The sequence below is a fragment of the Streptosporangium nondiastaticum genome (assembly GCF_003011965.1).
GTDB lineage: Bacteria > Actinomycetota > Actinomycetes > Streptomycetales > Streptomycetaceae > Streptomyces > Streptomyces nondiastaticus.
This window is the reverse complement of sequence record NZ_PXWG01000155.1, coordinates 1-15,517: the sequence shown is the minus strand read 5'-3', so window position 1 is coordinate 15,517 and position 15,517 is coordinate 1. Positions and strand designations below refer to the sequence as shown.

Genomic DNA, 15,517 nt, shown 5'->3' with positions numbered 1-15,517 from the left:
GCGTCCCGGCGCCCCGGCGCGAGGGGGAGCACGCCCGGGCGGCCGCCCCCTCCGGACCGCCCTCCTACGTCACGCCCGAGCGGCCCGCGCCCGAGGTGCCCGCGGGGGCCGCCGGATCCACCGGAAGCACCGGAAGCACCGGCGCGGATGACGCCCCGGACTGGTGGAGCGTCGAGGCCGGCTCCTCCCCGCTGGCCTCCCCCTTCGCGGGCACGGGTACGGCGCAGAGCACGATCCACGGCTTCACCGGCGGCATCGAGATCCCCGACATACTGAAACCGCCCCCGCCGCGGCGCCCCGGCGACGACGGTGACGGTGACGAGGCCGGAGAGGCCGCCGCCCGGCAGGGCGAGCACGGCTCGGAGGGCACCTGGGACGAGGAGGACGACGCGGACGGCCCGCGCCGACCGAGCCTCTTCCGGCGCGCCGACGGCGCCCCCGTCCCCCCGCTGCTGCTGCTCGTCGCCCTGATCCTGGTCGTGGGCGCCGTGCTCAGCAACTGGGTCGTCCTCGCGGCCGGCTGGGGCCTCGCGTACCTCACCCGCAAGCTCTCGCACACCGAGTCCAAGTGGGCGGTCATGGGCGTGCCCGGCCTCGTGGCGGCCGCCGGGATCGTGTGGCTGTGGGGCCGTACGGAGGGGCGCTGGGGCGACCCCGTGCCGGACGGCGGCCTGGGCGCGGCGATGTCGGACACGTGGCCGTGGGTCCTGCGGGGGGCGGCCGTCGCCTCCGCGGCGTTCGTCGTGTGGCGGTCGCGGCGCCCGGGCTGATCAGACCGGGCGGCCGGTCAGCCGGTCAGACTGCCGCAGCCCCGGCACCTTCCGTCCCCACGTCCTCCACCGCAACCCCGGCGCCCTCCGCCCCCGCGTCCTCCGCATCCGTGTCCCACGGCCGCCCCGGGACCACCAGCGGGCTGCCCGTCACCGGGTCCGGGACGACGACCGACTGCAGGCCGAAGACCTCCCGCACCAGGTCCGCCGTCACGATGTCCGCCGGGCGGCCCTGGGCGACGATCCGGCCCGCCTTCATCGCGACGAGGTGGTCGGCGTAGCGCGCCGCCTGGTTGAGGTCGTGGAGGACGGCGACGACCGTGCGGCCGCGCTCGCGGTTGAGCCGCCGCACCAGGTCCAGGACCTCCACCTGGTGGGCGATGTCGAGGTACGTCGTGGGCTCGTCCAGGAGGAGCAGGTCCGTCTCCTGGGCGAGGGCCATGGCGATCCAGACGCGCTGCCGCTGGCCGCCGGAGAGTTCGTCCACGGCCCGTTCGGCCAGCGCGGTCGTGTCCGTACGGGCCATGGCCCCGGCGACGGCCCGCTCGTCGTCCTCCGACCACTGCTGCCACCAGCGCTGGTGCGGCTGGCGGCCGCGGGCGACGAGGTCGGCGACGGTGATGGCCTCGGGCGCGACGGGGGTCTGCGGGAGCAGGCCCAGCGACTTGGCGATCGTCCTGGTGGGGATGCGGGCGAGGTCCTCGCCGTCGAGCAGGACGGTGCCGCGGGCGGGCTTGAGCAGCCGCCCGAGCGCCCGCAGCAGCGTCGACTTCCCGCAGGCGTTGGGGCCGATGACGATGGTGACCTCGCCGTCGGGGACGGCCAGGTCGAGGCCCTCGACGACCGTGCGGTCCTCGTAGGCGAGGGTCAGGTCGCGGGCGGCCAGCCGGCTGCCCTGCGCGCGCTCCGTCACGCCGTTCCTCCCGTGTTCCGGGTGCTGTGACCCTTGATGATGAGCCAGATGAGGTACGGGGCGCCGACCGCCGCGGTCAACACCCCCACGGGCAGTTGCGTCGGCTCCAGCAGCTTGCGGCCCAGGAGGTCCGCGACGACGACGATGACCGCGCCGGTCAGCGCCGAGGACAGCAGCGGGATCTGCGCGGTGCGCGTCATGCGGCGGGCGAGCTGCGGGGCGAGCAGCGCCACGAAGTCGACGGGGCCGGCGGCGCCCGTGGCGATGGACGCGAGGACGACGCCGAGGAGGACGAGACCGCCCCGCACCCGGTTGAGCCGCACGCCCAGCGCGGTCGCCGTGTCGTCGTCCATGGTGACCGTGCGCTGCGCGCGGGCGGCCCAGCAGAGGAAGGGCGCGAGGGCGAGCAGCGCCCAGGCCAGCGGGGCGGCCTCGTCCCAGCCGGGACCGTTCAGCGAGCCGGTCATCCACACCTGCGCCCGCTGGGCGACGAGGTAGTCGCCCTTGGTCATGAAGAGGTGGGTGACGGAGCGCAGGGCGACGGCGAAGCCGATCCCGATGAGGACGAAGCGGGTGGCCTGCAGGCCGCCGCGCCACGCGAAGACGTAGACGAGGGCGGCGGCGAGGAGGCCGCCGGCGACGGACACGTAGGGCAGGGCGGCGTAGGAGGTGAGGCCGAAGGTCATCGCGCCGACGGTCAGGGCGCTCGCGCCCTGGGTGATGCCGATGACGTCCGGGCTGGCGAGCGGGTTGCGGGCGACGGTCTGGATGAGCGCGCCGCCCGCGCCGAACGCGAGGCCGACGAGCAGGCCCACGGTCATGCGCGGCAGGCGCAGCGTGCCGACGGTGACCTCTTCGCGCGAGGGCTCGCCGAGGAGGACCTTCAGCACCTCGCCGGGCGCGGCGTAGGTCTTGCCGATGCACAGGTAGGCGAGGCAGGCGGCGGCCAGCAGGACGATCAGGCCGGCGGCGACGGCGGTGCCGCGCCGGTGGACGAGGAAGGAGCCGCGCCCGGCCCGTACGAGGGCGTAGCCGGCGGGTCGGGCGGCGGTCCCGCGCTCACGGACAGCGGTCCCGGCGCCGCGGACAGGAGTGCTCATACGGCGGCCACCCGCTTCCGGCGGACGAGGGCGACGAGGAAGGGCACGCCGATCAGGGCCGTCATGACGCCGGCCGGGACCTCGCCCGGCGGGAAGAAGACGCGGCCCGCGGTGTCGGCGGCCAGCAGGACGACGGGGCCGAGGAGGGCGGACATCGGCAGCAGCCAGCGGTGGTCGCCGCCGACGAGCGCGCGGGCGATGTGCGGCACGGCGAGGCCGACGAAGGCGATGGGGCCGGCGGCGGCCACGCCGGCGCCGGTCAGGACGGTGGCGCCGAGGCCGCCCGTGATGCGGACGGCGGCGACGTTCTGGCCGAGGCCCTTCGCGACGTCCTCGCCGAGGGCGAGGGCGTCCAGGCCGCGGGCCACGGACAGCACCAGTACTGCTCCCACCAGCAGGAACGGCCAGATCCGGCCGGCCAGGCCGGTGTCGCTCGCGGAGAGCGAGCCGACCTGCCAGAAGCGGAACTTGTCCAGGACGGACGCCTGGGTGGTCAGCACGGCGGTGGTCAGCGAGACGAGGAGGGCGTTGATCGCGGCGCCGGCCAGCGCGAGCTTGACGGGTGAGGCGCCGCCGCGGCCGCGCGAGGCGATCGCGTAGACGGCGACGGAGGCGAGCGCCGCGCCGCCGAACGCCCACCACACGTAGCCCGTGAGGCTCTCCACCCCGGCGAGCATGATCGCGAGGACGACGCCGACGGCCGCGCCGTGGCTGATGCCGAGGATGCCGGGGTCGGCGATCGGGTTGCGGGTGATGCCCTGCAGGGCCGTGCCGGCCAGGGCGAGGCCCGCGCCGACCATCAGGCCGACGAGGGTCCGCGGCAGCCGCATCTCGCGGACGACCGCTGTGTCCATTGCGTACTTGCCCTCACCACCGTGCAGCAGGGCGTCGAGGACGTGGCCGGGGGCGACCGGGCGGGCGCCCACGGCGAGGCTGAGGAGCACCGCGACCAGCAGGGCGGCGACCGCGGCCACCGTCCAGCCGATGCGGCGCCTGACCAGGGAGGATCTGGGGGTGCTGAGCGGGACGGCGGCTGACATCGCTTCCACGGGGGTCGGACGGCCGAAAGGCCGGAATGGGGTGGTTAGGGCAGGCTAAGTGTACGTAGCGGAGGTCCTTCGGCGCGGGCGGCCGGGGAGACCGGGGAGCCGGGGAGACCGGGGAGCCGGGGATGTCCCCGAAGCCGATGAGACCGGGGACGTCCCCGACGTCGCGGCGCTACGGAAGCCCCCGTACCGGACAGCACAGGGCCTTCCCCGCACAATGGGCCCCATGAGTCCCACCGCGCGCACGCCCCGCTTCACGGTCGGCTTCGACCTGGACCTCACCCTGGTCGACTCCCGCCCGGGCATCCGGGCCGCGTACGAGACGCTCGCCGCCGCCACGGGCGCGGCCATCGACATCGACCTCGCGCTGACCCGGATCGGGCCGCCGCTGGAGCAGGAGCTGGCGCACTGGTTCCCCGCGGACCGCGTCGCCGAGGCCGCCGCCCTCTACGTGGCCGCCTACCCGGAGCACGGCATCGTCCCCTCCCCCGCGCTGCCGGGCGCCCGCGAGGCCGTCGCCGCGGTGCGCGAGCTGGGCGGGCAGGCGGTCGTCGTCACCGCCAAGAACGCCCGGAACGCCCGTCTCCACCTCGATCACCTGCGCATCGAGCCGGACGTGCTCGTCGGCTCGCTGTGGGCCGAGGGCAAGGCCGTGGCGCTGCGCGAGCACGGCGCGGACGTGTACGTGGGCGACCATGTCGGCGACGTGCGCGGTGCGCGCGCGGCGGGGGCGCTGTCGGTCGGCGTGACGACCGGGCCCTGCACGGGGGACGAGCTGCGGACGGCGGGCGCGGACGTCGTCCTCGCCGGCCTGACGGACTTTCCGGAGTGGCTGCGCGGCTACCTGGCCGCGGGCGAGCCCGTCGCGGAGGCGCGCGCCTGACGCCGCTGGGCGGCGATCGACTGCAGCACCCCGGCGCCCGCGATCAGGAATCCCACCCCCATGAGCATGCAGACGAAGTACGCTGCGGGGGGCAGCGGATCGGCGCCCAGGAACAGCGGGGCGACCGTCGCCAGGGTGGCCACCGCGCCGACGAGGAAGACGATGGCGCCGATGCGTACCAGCAGATCCCCGGCCCGGGGCGTTTCGCTACTCACCCGACCAGGGTAGATGCCAGGGCGTGGGGTGGGGCCGGGGACATCTTGTCACCGGGCCCGGGACCATTAGCCTTGGGGGGTAGCGGGTCTTGCGACCCGCTGTAGTGCTATCAAGAGCTGTTTTTCCGTCGATCGTCACCGATTTCCGGTGGTTTCGACGGTCTCCCCATCAATCCCCATTTCCGACGAGACACGAGGACGAGGACAGACGTGCCTACCGGCAAGGTCAAGTGGTTCAACAGCGAGAAGGGCTTCGGCTTTCTCTCCCGCGACGACGGCGGAGACGTCTTCGTGCACTCCTCGGTGCTCCCGGACGGGGTCGACTCCCTCAAGCCCGGCCAGCGGGTGGAATTCGGTGTCGTGGCCGGTCAGCGGGGCGACCAGGCCCTGTCGGTGATGCTGCTCGACCCCACGCCGTCGGTCGCGGCCGCCCAGCGCCGCAAGCCCGACGAGCTGGCGTCGATCGTCCAGGACCTCACCACCCTGCTGGAGAACGTCACCCAGCAGCTGGAGCGCGGCCGTTACCCCGACAAGGCCCACGGCGCCAAGATCGCCGGCATGCTGCGCGCGGTCGCCGACCAGCTGGACGTCTAGCCGTCCGGCACGTCCCTCTTCCCGGCGGGTTTCCGGGGCCGCGGCCCCGGAAACCCGCCGGACGCCACTTCGCGTGACGGCCGCTCAGACACGTGACGGCCGCTCAGACGAAGGCGAGCGCGTCCGGGCCGAGGGGCGGCACGAGTCCCTCGGCCGCGGCCCGGGTGAGCAGCCCGCGGACCGCCGCGTAGCCGTCCTCCCCGAGGCCGGCCGTGAATTCGTTGACGTAGAGCCCGATGTGCTGGTCCGTGACCTTCGGGTCCATCTCCTGCGCGTGCTCCAGCACGTACGGGCGCGAGGCCTCCGGGTCGTCCCACGCCATGCGCACGGACGTCCGTGCGGCCTCCGCCAGTTCGCGCAGCCGCTCCGCGCCCAGCGAGCGCTTGGCGATGACGGCGCCCAGCGGAATGGGCAGGCCGGTGGTGTTCTCCCAGTGCTCGCCCATGTCGGCCAGGCAGTGCAGCCCGTACTCCCCGTACGTGAAGCGCGCCTCGTGGATCACCAGGCCCGCATCCACCTTGCCGTCCCGCACGGCCGGCATGATCTCGTGGAACGGCAGGACGACGACCTCGCCGACCCCACCCGGCACCTCCGCGGCCGCCCACAGCCGGAAGAGCAGGTACGCCGTCGAGCGCTCGCTCGGCACCGCCACCGTCTTCCCGGCCAGGGACGCCGGGCCCTCGCCCGCCTCCCGCGTGAGCACCAGCGGGCCGCAGCCGCGGCCCAGGGCGCCGCCGCACGGCAGCAGGGCGTACTCGTCCAGGACCCACGGCAGGACCGCGTAGGAGACCTTCAGGACGTCGAACTCGCCGCGCTGGGCCATGCCGTTGGTGACGTCGATGTCGGCGAACGTGACGTCCAGGGCGGGCGCGCCGGGGACCCGGCCGTGGGCCCAGGCGTCGAAGACGAACGTGTCGTTCGGGCAGGGTGAGTAGGCGATCTTCAGGGGCTCGCTCATGAGGTGCTCCAGGTCTCGGCGGGAGCCGCCCGCAGCGCCTCCCGCAGCGCGGCGGAGGCCCCGGCGAGGGCCTCCAGGGCGTCGCCGATGCGCCACGCGGCACGGTCGCGCGGGCCGACGGGGTTGGAGACCGCCCGGATCTCCAGGACGGGCACGCCGTGCGCGGCCGCCGCCTCGGCCACTCCGAAGCCCTCCATGGCCTCGGCGAGCGCACCGGGCCGCGCGGCCACCAAGGCCGCGGCCCGCTCGGCGCTGCCGGTCACGGTCGACACCGTGAGCACCTCGCCGCGCTGCGCCCCGGCCGCCTCGGCGACGGCGCGCACCAGCGCCCCGGGAGGCCGGTGCTCCACCGTCCCGAAGCCGAGGTCGGTCACGGGGACGAAGCCGGCGGGCGTCTCGGCGCCCAGGTCCGCGGCCACGATCGCGTCGGACACGACGACGGACCCCACGGCCGCGCTGCGGCCCGGGGCCGGGGTCGTGAAGCCGCCGCCGATGCCCGCGGAGACCGCAAGGCCGTAGGGGCTGCCGGAGAGCGCCGCGGCCGCCAGGGCCGTCGCCGTGCCTGCGGCAGCGGCGGCCGGACCCACGCCGGCGGCCAGCACGTCGATGACGAGCGGCTCCGGGCCTGCCGGGGCGGGCCGGTGCAGCACATAGCCGGGCACGGCGAGCTCGACGACGGGCCCGGAGGCCTCTTCGGCGGTGCCGGGCGCCTTCTCCGCCTCGACGGCGGCGGCAGTGACGGCGGCCGACGCGCCGCGGACGACCGCGTCGCGCTCCGCCGCGACGGCGGTGACGACGAGGACGCGCATCAGCGGGACCGCCAGACCGTCGCCCCGGCGCCCGCCGGGCCCCGGCCTGCCGGCCGCCGGCCCGTCAGCGCTCGTCCGCTCAGCCCTTGTCCAGTTCGAGCTTGACGTTCCACACGCCGTCCTCGGTGATGACCGACAGGATCACGTCCTTCTCGAAGCGCTGCTCCATCCGGTTGACGAAGAGCTGCTCGCCGTTGAGCGACGTGTAGGTCTGCTTGAGCTGGTTGGTCTGCTGCTGGGCGTTGATCGCCACGAGCCAGCCCTTGTCGGCCATCTTGGGGTCGACGCCGACCCGGACCTTGTCGCCCGGCTGGACCTTCACGGTCTTGACGGACTTGTCGGCCATGCACTTGCTGAGGGCGCCCTGGTCGAGCTTCTTGCCCTCGTCGAAGCAGGCGGCCTCGGTGGTCACGGTCGTCGAGCCCACGGTCACCGTCGCCAGGGGCGTCGGCTTGTCGCAGGCGGACAGGGCGACGAGCCCGAAGGCCACGGCGCCGACAGCGGCAGCGGCGCGGCGGCGCTTGCCCCGGAAAATCGCAGCGGTCATGCGGGCAGGCTATCGGGCCGCCCAGGTCAGGCCACGCGGGGGTGCGGTGAGCCACGCCGTGCCGCGGTCAGCAGACCCCGTACGGCTGTCGCGACCCCCAGCGCGAGGACCGCGGAGGCGACCGCCATGCCGAGCGTGCCGTTGAGCGGCAGGAGGATGCCGATCGCGCCGCCGACCACCCAGCTCATCTGCAGCAGCGTCTCGGAACGGGCGAACGCGGACGTGCGGACCGCCTCCGGCACGTCCCGCTGGATGAGGGAGTCCAGGGACTGCTTCCCCAGCGCCTGGGAGATGCCCGCGACGGCCGCGACGACCACGACGAAGAAGGCCCCGTAGAACACGGCCGTGACGACGGCCGTGCCCAGCGACACCGTCAGGACGAGCGCGATCGTCTTCTCCGGGCCGCGCGAGCGCAGCAGCGCCCCTATCGCCGTGCCCAGGGCGTTGCCCGCGCCCGCGGCGACCGCGACGACGCCCAGGGAGAAGGCCGGGCTCAGGCCGTCGAGGGGGTGGACGCGCAGGAGGAAGGCCAGGAAGAAGGTGAGGAAGCCGGACAGCATGCGCAGGGCACTGTTGGCCTGCAGCGCGTGCAGGACGGAGCTGCCGACGGTGCGGAGGCCGGGAGGCCTGTTCCTTCCGGAACCGTTCCGCTTGCCGTTTTTCCGGTCTTTCCAGCCGTTCCAGCCCCTCCCGCCCGTTCTGCCGGCCTTCCCGGTGAGGGCCGGGGACCGGCGGGGGCGGTGCGAGGGGGGCTCGCCGGACACCAGGCGGGCCCGGGCCTCGCCCTTCGCCGAATCGACCTTGTGCGGGAGCGAGAACGACAGCACCGTACCGAGGATGAACACGACGAAAGCCCCGTAGAGCGGGAATTCCGGCCCGACCTTGTGCAGCCCCGCTCCCAGCGGGGCCGCCACGCCCGTGGCCAGCAGCCCACCGAGGGTCACCCGGGAATTCGCCTTCACCAGCGAGATCCGTGGTGGCAGCAGCCGTGGCACGACCGCCGAGCGCACCACCCCGTACGCCTTCGACGCCACCAGGACGCCCAGCGCCGCCGGATACAGCTCCAGGCCGCCCGTCGCCACCGCGCCCGACATCGTCAGCGCCAGCAGCGCCCGCGTCAGCATCGCGCCCGCCATCGCCGCCCGGCGGCCGTGCGGCAGCCGGTCGAGGAGCGGCCCGATCACCGGGGCCAGGAGGGTGAACGGCGCCATCGTGACCGCCAGGTAGAGCGCCACGCGGCCGCGCGCCTGGTCCGTGGGGACCGAGAAGAACACCGTGGACGCCAGTGCGACCGTGATCAGCATGTCGCCCGCGGAATTCACGGCGTGCAACTCGATCAGCTTGCCCAGGCCCGACTCGCCCGCGCCGTGCGCGTGCGTCGCCCTGCGCACGCCCCGCGCGGCAGCCTTGAACGGGGCGCGCAGCACGCGGCCGGCGCCCCGGGCCGTGCGGCGCAGCGGCCCGCCCTCGACCGACCGGATGGCTCCCACCACGCCATACTGCCCCAACTCGCACGGCGCAGGGCACTTTCACCGCCGCGGGCGGCCGCCCCCGACCGGGTCGGCGGACGAGCCGGAAGAGGGCTCGCCGCGGCCCGGCTATCCCCGGCGCCGCCGAGCGGGGTAGCGTGCGTAGCGCGCCACCGGCGGTCGTTCCTGGCCGCGCTCCGAGTCTCGATCCCGCAGAATGGGAGGGACTAGGTGTGCCCGAAACCGTTCGGGCGCGGACGTCGACGCGGTCCTGCGGTCCGCTCCGTCCGCCGACCCGGCCGATCGGCTGGCGCACTCGTGAGACGCGTGGAAGAGAGAATCGATTCTTGTGAGTGCTGCGATGCGAAGCCGTACCCCGGACCGCCTGTGCGCCGAGGCGGTCGACATGGCCCGTGCGGCGGCCGAGGAGGCCGCCCGGCCCGGCACGGTGGGCGAGCACGTCCAGACCGTCGCCGACGGGGACCGCGTCGTCACGCACTACTTCCTCTGCCAGGACCCCGGCTACCGCGGCTGGCGCTGGGCCGTCACCGTCGCCCGCGCCTCCCGCGCCAAGGTCGTCACCCTCGACGAGACCGTGCTGCTGCCCGGCCCCGACGCCCTCCTCGCCCCCGAGTGGGTGCCCTGGAGCGAGCGGCTGCGCCCCGGCGACATGGGCCCCGGCGACCTGCTGCCCACCGACGCCGAGGACCTGCGGCTGGAGCCCGGCTGGAGCGGTGAGGACGTCCCGCCGCCGAACTCCGCCGTCTCCGAGGAGATGGACCGCCTCGCCGACGCCGAAGACGCCGACGTCGTCCCCGGCTCCCCCGCCGCCCAGCCGGCCGTCCCGGCGCGCGGCACGATCTCGGCGGTCGCCGAGGAGCTCGGGATGCGGCGCGCCCGCGTCCTCTCCCGCTACGGGCTGCACACCTCCGCCGACCGCTGGGACGAGAGCCACGGCGGCAAGACCCCCATGGCCCAGGCCGCGCCGGCCTCGTGCGTCAGCTGCGGCTTCCTCGTGCCGATCGGCGGCTCCCTCGGCCAGGCGTTCGGCATCTGCGCGAACGAGTTCGGGCCGGCGGACGGGCACGTCGTGTCCCTGTCGTACGGCTGCGGCGGGCACTCCGAGGCCGCGGTCATGCCGAAGCCGCCGCGGCCGGCGCCGCCGGTGATCGACGAGACGCTCGTCGATCCCCTGCCGCTGCGCCGTGCGGCGGGCGAGGCGACGTCGTCGCCGTCCGGCGAGGAGGACGAGGAGCTCGGGCACTCGTAAGGCAGGCGGCTGCCCCTGCGGCGTTTCCGGGTGCGGGCCGTTCCGGGCGCGCGCCCGGTGTCGCGCCTGGCGGCGCTCGTCCTCAAACGCCGGACGGGCTGGAATATGGCCGGGCTCGTCCGAGAAAGCCGACGCCTGCCGTCGGATGCAGAGCAGGCCCCGGCACATATCAGCCCGTCCCACGGCCGCCGCGGCGCGATCCCGCCGCGGCGCCCGGCGGGCGGCGCGGTACGTTCTGCCGTAGGAACACCCTCTGGCGGCGGGAGACGGAACGTGAGCGGCACGGCAATGGTGCGGGGCGCAGCCGAAGGGGCGGATCCGTTCGGGACCGGCCGCCTGCGGCGTGGCGTGCTGGACGCCTGGGCGGCGTCGCCGGCCCGCTTCCGGGAGGACGCCAACGCCGAGGAGGACCTCGCGCTCGGCGGCTACCGCGACCGCCTCGTCGTCGAGCTCGCCCAGAACGCCGCCGACGCGGCCGCCCGCGCGGGCGTCCCCGGCCGGCTCCGGCTGACCCTGCACGCGGGCCGCAACGGCCGGCCGGCCGTGCTCGCCGCGGCGAACACCGGCGCGCCCCTGGACGCGACGGGCGTCGAATCCCTGGCCACGCTCCGGGCCTCGGCCAAGCGCAGCGAGGAGAAGGGCAGCGTCGGGCGGTTCGGCGTGGGCTTCTCCGCCGTCCTGGCCGTCAGTGACGAGCCGGCCGTCGTCGGCCGCTCGGGCGGCGTCCGCTGGTCCCTCGCGGAGGCGAGGGCGCTGGCGGCGCGCGAGGCGGTCCAGGCCCCCGGCCTGGCCGAGGAGATGGCCCGCCGCGAGGGCCACGTGCCGCTCCTCAGGCTCCCGCTCCCCGCCGAGGGCTCCGCCCCGGCCGGCTACGACACGGTCGTCGTGCTGCCGCTGCGCGACGGCGCCGCCGAGGACCTGACCGCCCGTCTGCTGGCGGGCGTCGACGACGCGCTGCTGCTGACCCTGCCCGGGCTGTCCGAAGTCGTCGTGGAGACGGACGGCACCGTACGGACCCTGACGCGCCGCCAGGAAGGTCCCTACGTCCTGGTGGACGACTCCGAGCGCGGCTCCGCGGCCCGCTGGCGCATCACCCAGGAGACCGGGCCCCTGGACTCCGCCCTGCTCGCGGACCGCCCCGTGGAGGAGCGCCTGCGCCCCCACTGGTCCGTGACGTGGGCCGTGCCGGTGGGCGAGGACGGCGCCCCCGTGCGCCCCTCCACCGCGCCCGTCGTGCACGCCCCGACGCCGACGGACGAGCCGCTGGGCGTACCGGCGCTGCTCATCGCCACCTTCCCGCTGGAGCCGACACGCCGCCACGCCGCGCCCGGCCCCCTCACGGACTTCGTCACCGGGCGCGCCGCCGAGGCGTACGCCCAGCTGCTGCGGAACTGGCACCCGGTGGGCCCGGGCACGCTCGACCTCGTGCCCTCGCCCCTGGCGCAGGGCGCGCTCGACGCGGAGCTGCGCCGGCAGATCCTGGACCGGCTGCCGCGCGTCGCCTTCCTGCCGAGCGCGGCCGGGGGCCCCGCCCAGGAGCCGGCCGCGCCCCGGGGCGGCGGCGTGGAAGGCATCCCGTGGACGGAGGGCCCCGACGCGGCCCGCCAGACGCCGGAGCCCTCCCCCGCCCCGGCCGGCGCCCCGGAGACCGCCGACACGTGGGACGACCCCTTCGCGGGCAGCCCGTTCCCGGGCAGCGGCCCCGAGCCGTACGCCCTGCGGCCCGCCGACGCCGAGGTCGTGGAAGGCGCGGGCGCGGACACCGTCGCCGTGCTCGGCGAGCTGTTCCCGAACCTGCTGCCCGCCGGCCTGGAGCGCCGCCCCGAGCTGCGTGCCCTGGGCGTCGCGCGGGCGCCCCTCGGGGAGGTCGTCGACCGCCTCGCGGGCGTCGAGCGCGCCCCGTCCTGGTGGCAGCGGCTCTACGACAGCCTCGCCGGCGTCGACCCCGACCGGCTCAGCGGCCTGCCCGTGCCGCTCGCCGACGGCCGCACGGCCATCGGCCCGCGGCAGGTCCTGCTGCCTCCGCCGGACGGCACGGACTCCGAACGGCTCTCCCGCCTGGGCCTGAAGGTCGCCCACCCCGACGCCGCCCACCCGCTGCTGGAGAAGCTGGGCGCCACGCCGTCCTCCCCGCGCGCCGTCCTGACGACCCCGCAGGTGCGGGCCGCCGTGGCGGCCTCCCTCGACGCCGACGAGATCTGGGACGAGGACGCGCTGGACGCCGACGCCCTCGCCGAGCTCGTCCTCGGCCTCGTGCGCGACGCCGGGCTCGCCCCCGGCGACGAGCCTTGGCTCGCCGCGCTCGCCCTGCCCGACGAGGACGGCGAGCTCGCGCCCGCCGGCGAACTCGTCCTCCCCGGCAGCGCCTTCGAACGCGTCATCCGGCCCGGCGAGCTCGCCGCCTGCGACGCCGACCTCGCCGAGCGCTGGGGCGAGCAGCCGCTGACCGCCGTGGGCGTCCTGGCCGGATTCGCGCTCGTCCGCGCCACGGACGTCGTCCTCGACCCGGACGAGCTCGAACCGCGCGACGGCGACTTCCCCGAGCCCGACGACGCCGGCCTGCTCGACGCCGTCGACGTCTGGTGCGAGGACATCCTCGACCAGCTCCCCCGGACCCCCGTACCGCCCGTCGCGACCGAGCTCGTCGCCGTCCGCGACCTCGACCTCGTCGACGACGACGCCTGGCCGGAAGCCCTCGACCTCCTCTCCCGGCCCCCGCTCCGCGACGCCCTCACGGCCCCCGTGCGCGTCCTGCTGCCCGACGGCACGACAGAATCCGTCCGCCCGTACACCGCCTGGTGGCTGCGCGGCCACCCCGTCCTCGACGGCCGCCGCCCCGCCGGCCTGCGCGTGGCGGGCGGCGACCCGCTCCTGCGCGGCCTGTACGAAGCGGCGGACGCGGGCGACCTGGCGGACGAGCAGGTGCTGCGCGCCCTGGGCGTCCGCACCTCCGCCGCCGCCCTGCTCGACGAGCCCGGCGGCGCCGCGGAACTCCTCGCCCGGCTCACCGACCCCGGCGCGGACGTCGGCGCCGCCCAGCTCCACGCCCTCTACGGCCTCCTCGCCCGCCTCGACCCCGACCAGGTCACCCTGCCGGACGAGCTCCGCGCCGTCGTCGACGGCGAGGTGCGGGTCGTGGACGCGGCGGACGCGGTCGTGGCCGACGCCCCCGACCTGCTCCCCCTCTCCACGGGCCACGCCCTGCTCCCCGTACCGCCCGCGCGCGCCGCCGACCTCGCCGAGCTGCTGCAGGTGCCCCGCCTCAGCGAGACGCTGGGCGCGGCCGCCCCGGCGGGCGAGGGCGAGCTTCGCGAGGTCCCAGAAGGCGTTCGGGTGCTTCTCCCGGGCGCCCCCTCCGCATACGTGGAACACGAGGAACTCCTGGTCGACGGTGTCGAACTGGACTGGCGCCTCACCCCCGACGGCGTCCTGCACGCCGCCACCCTCGAAGGCGTCGCCGCGGGCCTGGCCTGGGCGGCCGGCGCCTGGTCCCGCCGCTTCGAGGCGGCGGCCCTCCTGGAGGACCCGAGCCGCACGGAGGAGCTGGCGCGGGCGCGCTGGTTCGACTAGGGGTTCAGGGACGGCCCGCGCTGCCCCGCCGGCCGTCCCCGCCAGGCCGTCCAGGCCCTCCCCACCAGGCCCTCCCCGGCGACGGCCAGCCCGCCACCACGGCGTAATGTGCGCCTTGTGAACGAACTGATCTTCCGGGGGAAAGACCGGTATCGTCCGTCCTGGTCGCACGTTGCGCTACTGGCCGTCCTGCTGGCCGTCGAAGGGGCCGCTGCCGCCGTCCAGCTCGGCGCGGTGGGCTTCTGCTGGCTGCTCGGCGGGACCGTCGTGCTCACCGGTCTCGCCCTCTTCCTCGTGCGCCGGACCTGGACCACGGTCGGAGCGGCCGGCATAACCATCTGCTGGGGCTTCGGGCGCGGCCGCACCCACCCCTGGCACGAGGTCCGGTGGATCGATGTACGCGAAACCAAGGCCGAGTACGGGGTGGCGCGGATGGCCCGGATCACCCTCGCTGATGGGCGGCGCCGCTCCCTGCCCGGGCTCATGCACAGCGACACCTATCCTCGTCCCGATTTCGACGTGGACTTCCAGCGGGTCGTCAACTGGTGGGAGCTCAGCACCGACCAGGCTGCACGGGTGCAGCCGCCCCGGCTGATGCGGGACCGGGTGTCGCCCACGGTTATCGGACTCCTCCTGGGCCTCCTCATTTCCGTCGTCGTCGTGGCCGTCGTCGTCGTACAGGGCTGAGCGCGAGACCGGCCCTCAGCGTGCCGTCCACTGGTCCGTCTCGGCGAACGTCCTGCCGGGCAGCGGCTTGCCTATGAGCGCGATCGGGATGAAGAAGTTCACCTGACTGATCGCGATCATCAGCGTGGCGAGGGCCTTGTCGTCGTAGTGCTCGGCCACCTCGGCGAACAGCTCGTCCGAGACGCGCTCGCCGCCGTCCGTGCTGGGCTGAAGCACGGCCTCCACCAGCGCCAGCGCGGCCCGCTCGGCGTCCGAGAAGTACGGTGCGTCCCGCCAGGAGGACACCGCCGTGATGCGCTCCTCCGACTCCTCCGCCTTCCGCAGCAGCGACGAGTGCAGCACGGTCAGGTAGGTGTTGCCCACGATCTGGCCCGCCCGCAGGTGCATCAGGCCGATCGTGGTCCGCGGCACGGACCGGTTGCCGACGGCCTTGAACAGGGCCCCGGCGATCTCCGCGATCTCGGGGACGAACTCCTGGGGGTCGGACATCCGGGAACGCGTGGTTTCTTCCGCAGCGCGCATGGTTTCCTCCGCAGTGATCGAGCGTGTTTTCGTTGCCGTTCACTGCTTTGACGGATCGCGGCGGACGAGTGTGACAGCCGGCGGCGATCTTTTTTTGCCGGGCCGGTTCGGGTGCGGGCCCGTCGTGGGTGCCGGTGGTGGGGGCTCCGGGGTGGGGGTCCGGG

15 protein-coding genes are annotated in these 15,517 nt (G+C 75.3%); 6 read left to right on the top strand and 9 right to left on the bottom strand.

Translation table 11 applies throughout. From position 1 onward, the window contains the following. Positions 1-770, top strand: a 770-nt coding sequence (locus tag B7P34_RS37780; RefSeq protein WP_106681554.1) for a hypothetical protein, incomplete at its 5' end; no start/stop codon positions are given. Between the two features lie 25 nt (positions 771-795). Here the strand turns inward: B7P34_RS37780 and B7P34_RS31225 are convergent. From B7P34_RS31225 to B7P34_RS31215, 3 genes are read right to left on the bottom strand one after another with little or no spacing between them, the layout of a single operon-like run. After that, the gene (locus tag B7P34_RS31225; protein WP_106681553.1) at positions 796-1,683 is read right to left on the bottom strand and encodes an ABC transporter ATP-binding protein; all 888 of its coding nucleotides are present in this window, start codon (positions 1,681-1,683) and stop codon (positions 796-798) included. Continuing rightward, a complete protein-coding gene (locus tag B7P34_RS31220; RefSeq protein ID WP_106681552.1) occupies positions 1,680-2,783 on the bottom strand; it encodes a FecCD family ABC transporter permease in 1,104 nt (367 codons plus the stop codon). The genes B7P34_RS31225 and B7P34_RS31220 overlap by 4 nt, the downstream gene beginning before the upstream one ends. Next, a complete protein-coding gene (locus B7P34_RS31215; RefSeq protein WP_106681551.1) occupies positions 2,780-3,823 on the bottom strand; it encodes a FecCD family ABC transporter permease in 1,044 nt (347 codons plus the stop codon). The genes B7P34_RS31220 and B7P34_RS31215 overlap by 4 nt, the downstream gene beginning before the upstream one ends. Positions 3,824-4,055: 232 nt before the next feature. Here B7P34_RS31215 and B7P34_RS31210 point away from each other — a divergent pair, with 232 nt between their 5' ends. Next, positions 4,056-4,712, top strand: coding sequence for an HAD family hydrolase (locus tag B7P34_RS31210; RefSeq protein WP_223268412.1), 657 nt, complete (start codon positions 4,056-4,058; stop codon positions 4,710-4,712). On the opposite strand, the gene B7P34_RS31205 is transcribed toward B7P34_RS31210, so the two are convergent. Next, positions 4,670-4,927 carry a hypothetical protein gene (locus B7P34_RS31205; protein ID WP_106681549.1) on the bottom strand — a complete coding sequence of 86 codons (258 nt, stop codon included), beginning with the start codon at positions 4,925-4,927 and terminating at the stop codon, positions 4,670-4,672. The two genes, B7P34_RS31210 and B7P34_RS31205, sit on opposite strands and share 43 nt — an antisense overlap. Positions 4,928-5,137: 210 nt before the next feature. Here B7P34_RS31205 and B7P34_RS39520 point away from each other — a divergent pair, with 210 nt between their 5' ends. After that, a complete protein-coding gene (locus B7P34_RS39520; RefSeq protein ID WP_106681548.1) occupies positions 5,138-5,521 on the top strand; it encodes a cold-shock protein in 384 nt (127 codons plus the stop codon). 103 nt (positions 5,522-5,624) lie between these two features. On the opposite strand, the gene B7P34_RS31195 is transcribed toward B7P34_RS39520, so the two are convergent. The 4 genes from B7P34_RS31195 to B7P34_RS31180 form a co-directional block, all read right to left on the bottom strand. Beyond that, positions 5,625-6,479 (bottom strand): 1,4-dihydroxy-6-naphthoate synthase, encoded by an 855-nt coding sequence (locus tag B7P34_RS31195; protein ID WP_106681547.1) that lies wholly within the window; start codon positions 6,477-6,479, stop codon positions 5,625-5,627. Further along, positions 6,476-7,288, bottom strand: coding sequence for a futalosine hydrolase (locus tag B7P34_RS31190; RefSeq protein WP_106681546.1), 813 nt, complete (start codon positions 7,286-7,288; stop codon positions 6,476-6,478). The genes B7P34_RS31195 and B7P34_RS31190 overlap by 4 nt, the downstream gene beginning before the upstream one ends. Positions 7,289-7,367: 79 nt before the next feature. Further along, on the bottom strand, positions 7,368-7,835 hold the full coding sequence (locus B7P34_RS31185; RefSeq protein ID WP_030369044.1) for a hypothetical protein: 468 nt from the start codon (positions 7,833-7,835) through the stop codon (positions 7,368-7,370). 26 nt (positions 7,836-7,861) lie between these two features. Continuing rightward, positions 7,862-9,325 carry an MFS transporter gene (locus B7P34_RS31180; protein ID WP_106681555.1) on the bottom strand — a complete coding sequence of 488 codons (1,464 nt, stop codon included), beginning with the start codon at positions 9,323-9,325 and terminating at the stop codon, positions 7,862-7,864. A 340-nt stretch (positions 9,326-9,665) separates the two neighbouring features. Between B7P34_RS31180 and B7P34_RS31175 the strand changes: the two genes are divergently transcribed. The 3 genes from B7P34_RS31175 (at position 9,666) to B7P34_RS31165 (ending at position 14,831) form a co-directional block, all read left to right on the top strand. Further along, a complete protein-coding gene (locus tag B7P34_RS31175) occupies positions 9,666-10,574 on the top strand; it encodes a DUF3027 domain-containing protein (RefSeq protein WP_106681545.1) in 909 nt (302 codons plus the stop codon). A 273-nt stretch (positions 10,575-10,847) separates the two neighbouring features. Beyond that, complete coding sequence (locus B7P34_RS31170) at positions 10,848-14,144, top strand: sacsin N-terminal ATP-binding-like domain-containing protein (protein ID WP_353620283.1); 3,297 nt, start codon at positions 10,848-10,850, stop codon at positions 14,142-14,144. 117 nt (positions 14,145-14,261) lie between these two features. Beyond that, entirely contained in the window at positions 14,262-14,831 is a 570-nt protein-coding gene (locus B7P34_RS31165; RefSeq protein WP_106681543.1) for a hypothetical protein, read from the top strand. 15 nt (positions 14,832-14,846) lie between these two features. On the opposite strand, the gene B7P34_RS31160 is transcribed toward B7P34_RS31165, so the two are convergent. Beyond that, entirely contained in the window at positions 14,847-15,353 is a 507-nt protein-coding gene (locus tag B7P34_RS31160) for a carboxymuconolactone decarboxylase family protein (RefSeq protein WP_189383204.1), read from the bottom strand. Positions 15,354-15,517: the final 164 nt, after the last annotated feature.

Bases quoted from the DNA above. Each gene is read 5' to 3' on its own strand.
- B7P34_RS31195 (WP_106681547.1), bottom strand. From the start codon at position 6,479: ATGAGCGAGCCCCTGAAGATCGCCTACTCACCCTGCCCGAACGACACG.
- B7P34_RS31190 (WP_106681546.1), bottom strand. From the start codon at position 7,288: ATGCGCGTCCTCGTCGTCACCGCCGTCGCGGCGGAGCGCGACGCGGTC.
- B7P34_RS31210 (WP_223268412.1), top strand. From the start codon at position 4,056: ATGAGTCCCACCGCGCGCACGCCCCGCTTCACGGTCGGCTTCGACCTG.
- B7P34_RS31215 (WP_106681551.1), bottom strand. From the start codon at position 3,823: ATGTCAGCCGCCGTCCCGCTCAGCACCCCCAGATCCTCCCTGGTCAGG.
- B7P34_RS31160 (WP_189383204.1), bottom strand. From the start codon at position 15,353: ATGCGCGCTGCGGAAGAAACCACGCGTTCCCGGATGTCCGACCCCCAG.
- B7P34_RS31185 (WP_030369044.1), bottom strand. From the start codon at position 7,835: ATGACCGCTGCGATTTTCCGGGGCAAGCGCCGCCGCGCCGCTGCCGCT.
- B7P34_RS31220 (WP_106681552.1), bottom strand. From the start codon at position 2,783: ATGAGCACTCCTGTCCGCGGCGCCGGGACCGCTGTCCGTGAGCGCGGG.
- B7P34_RS31175 (WP_106681545.1), top strand. From the start codon at position 9,666: ATGCGAAGCCGTACCCCGGACCGCCTGTGCGCCGAGGCGGTCGACATG.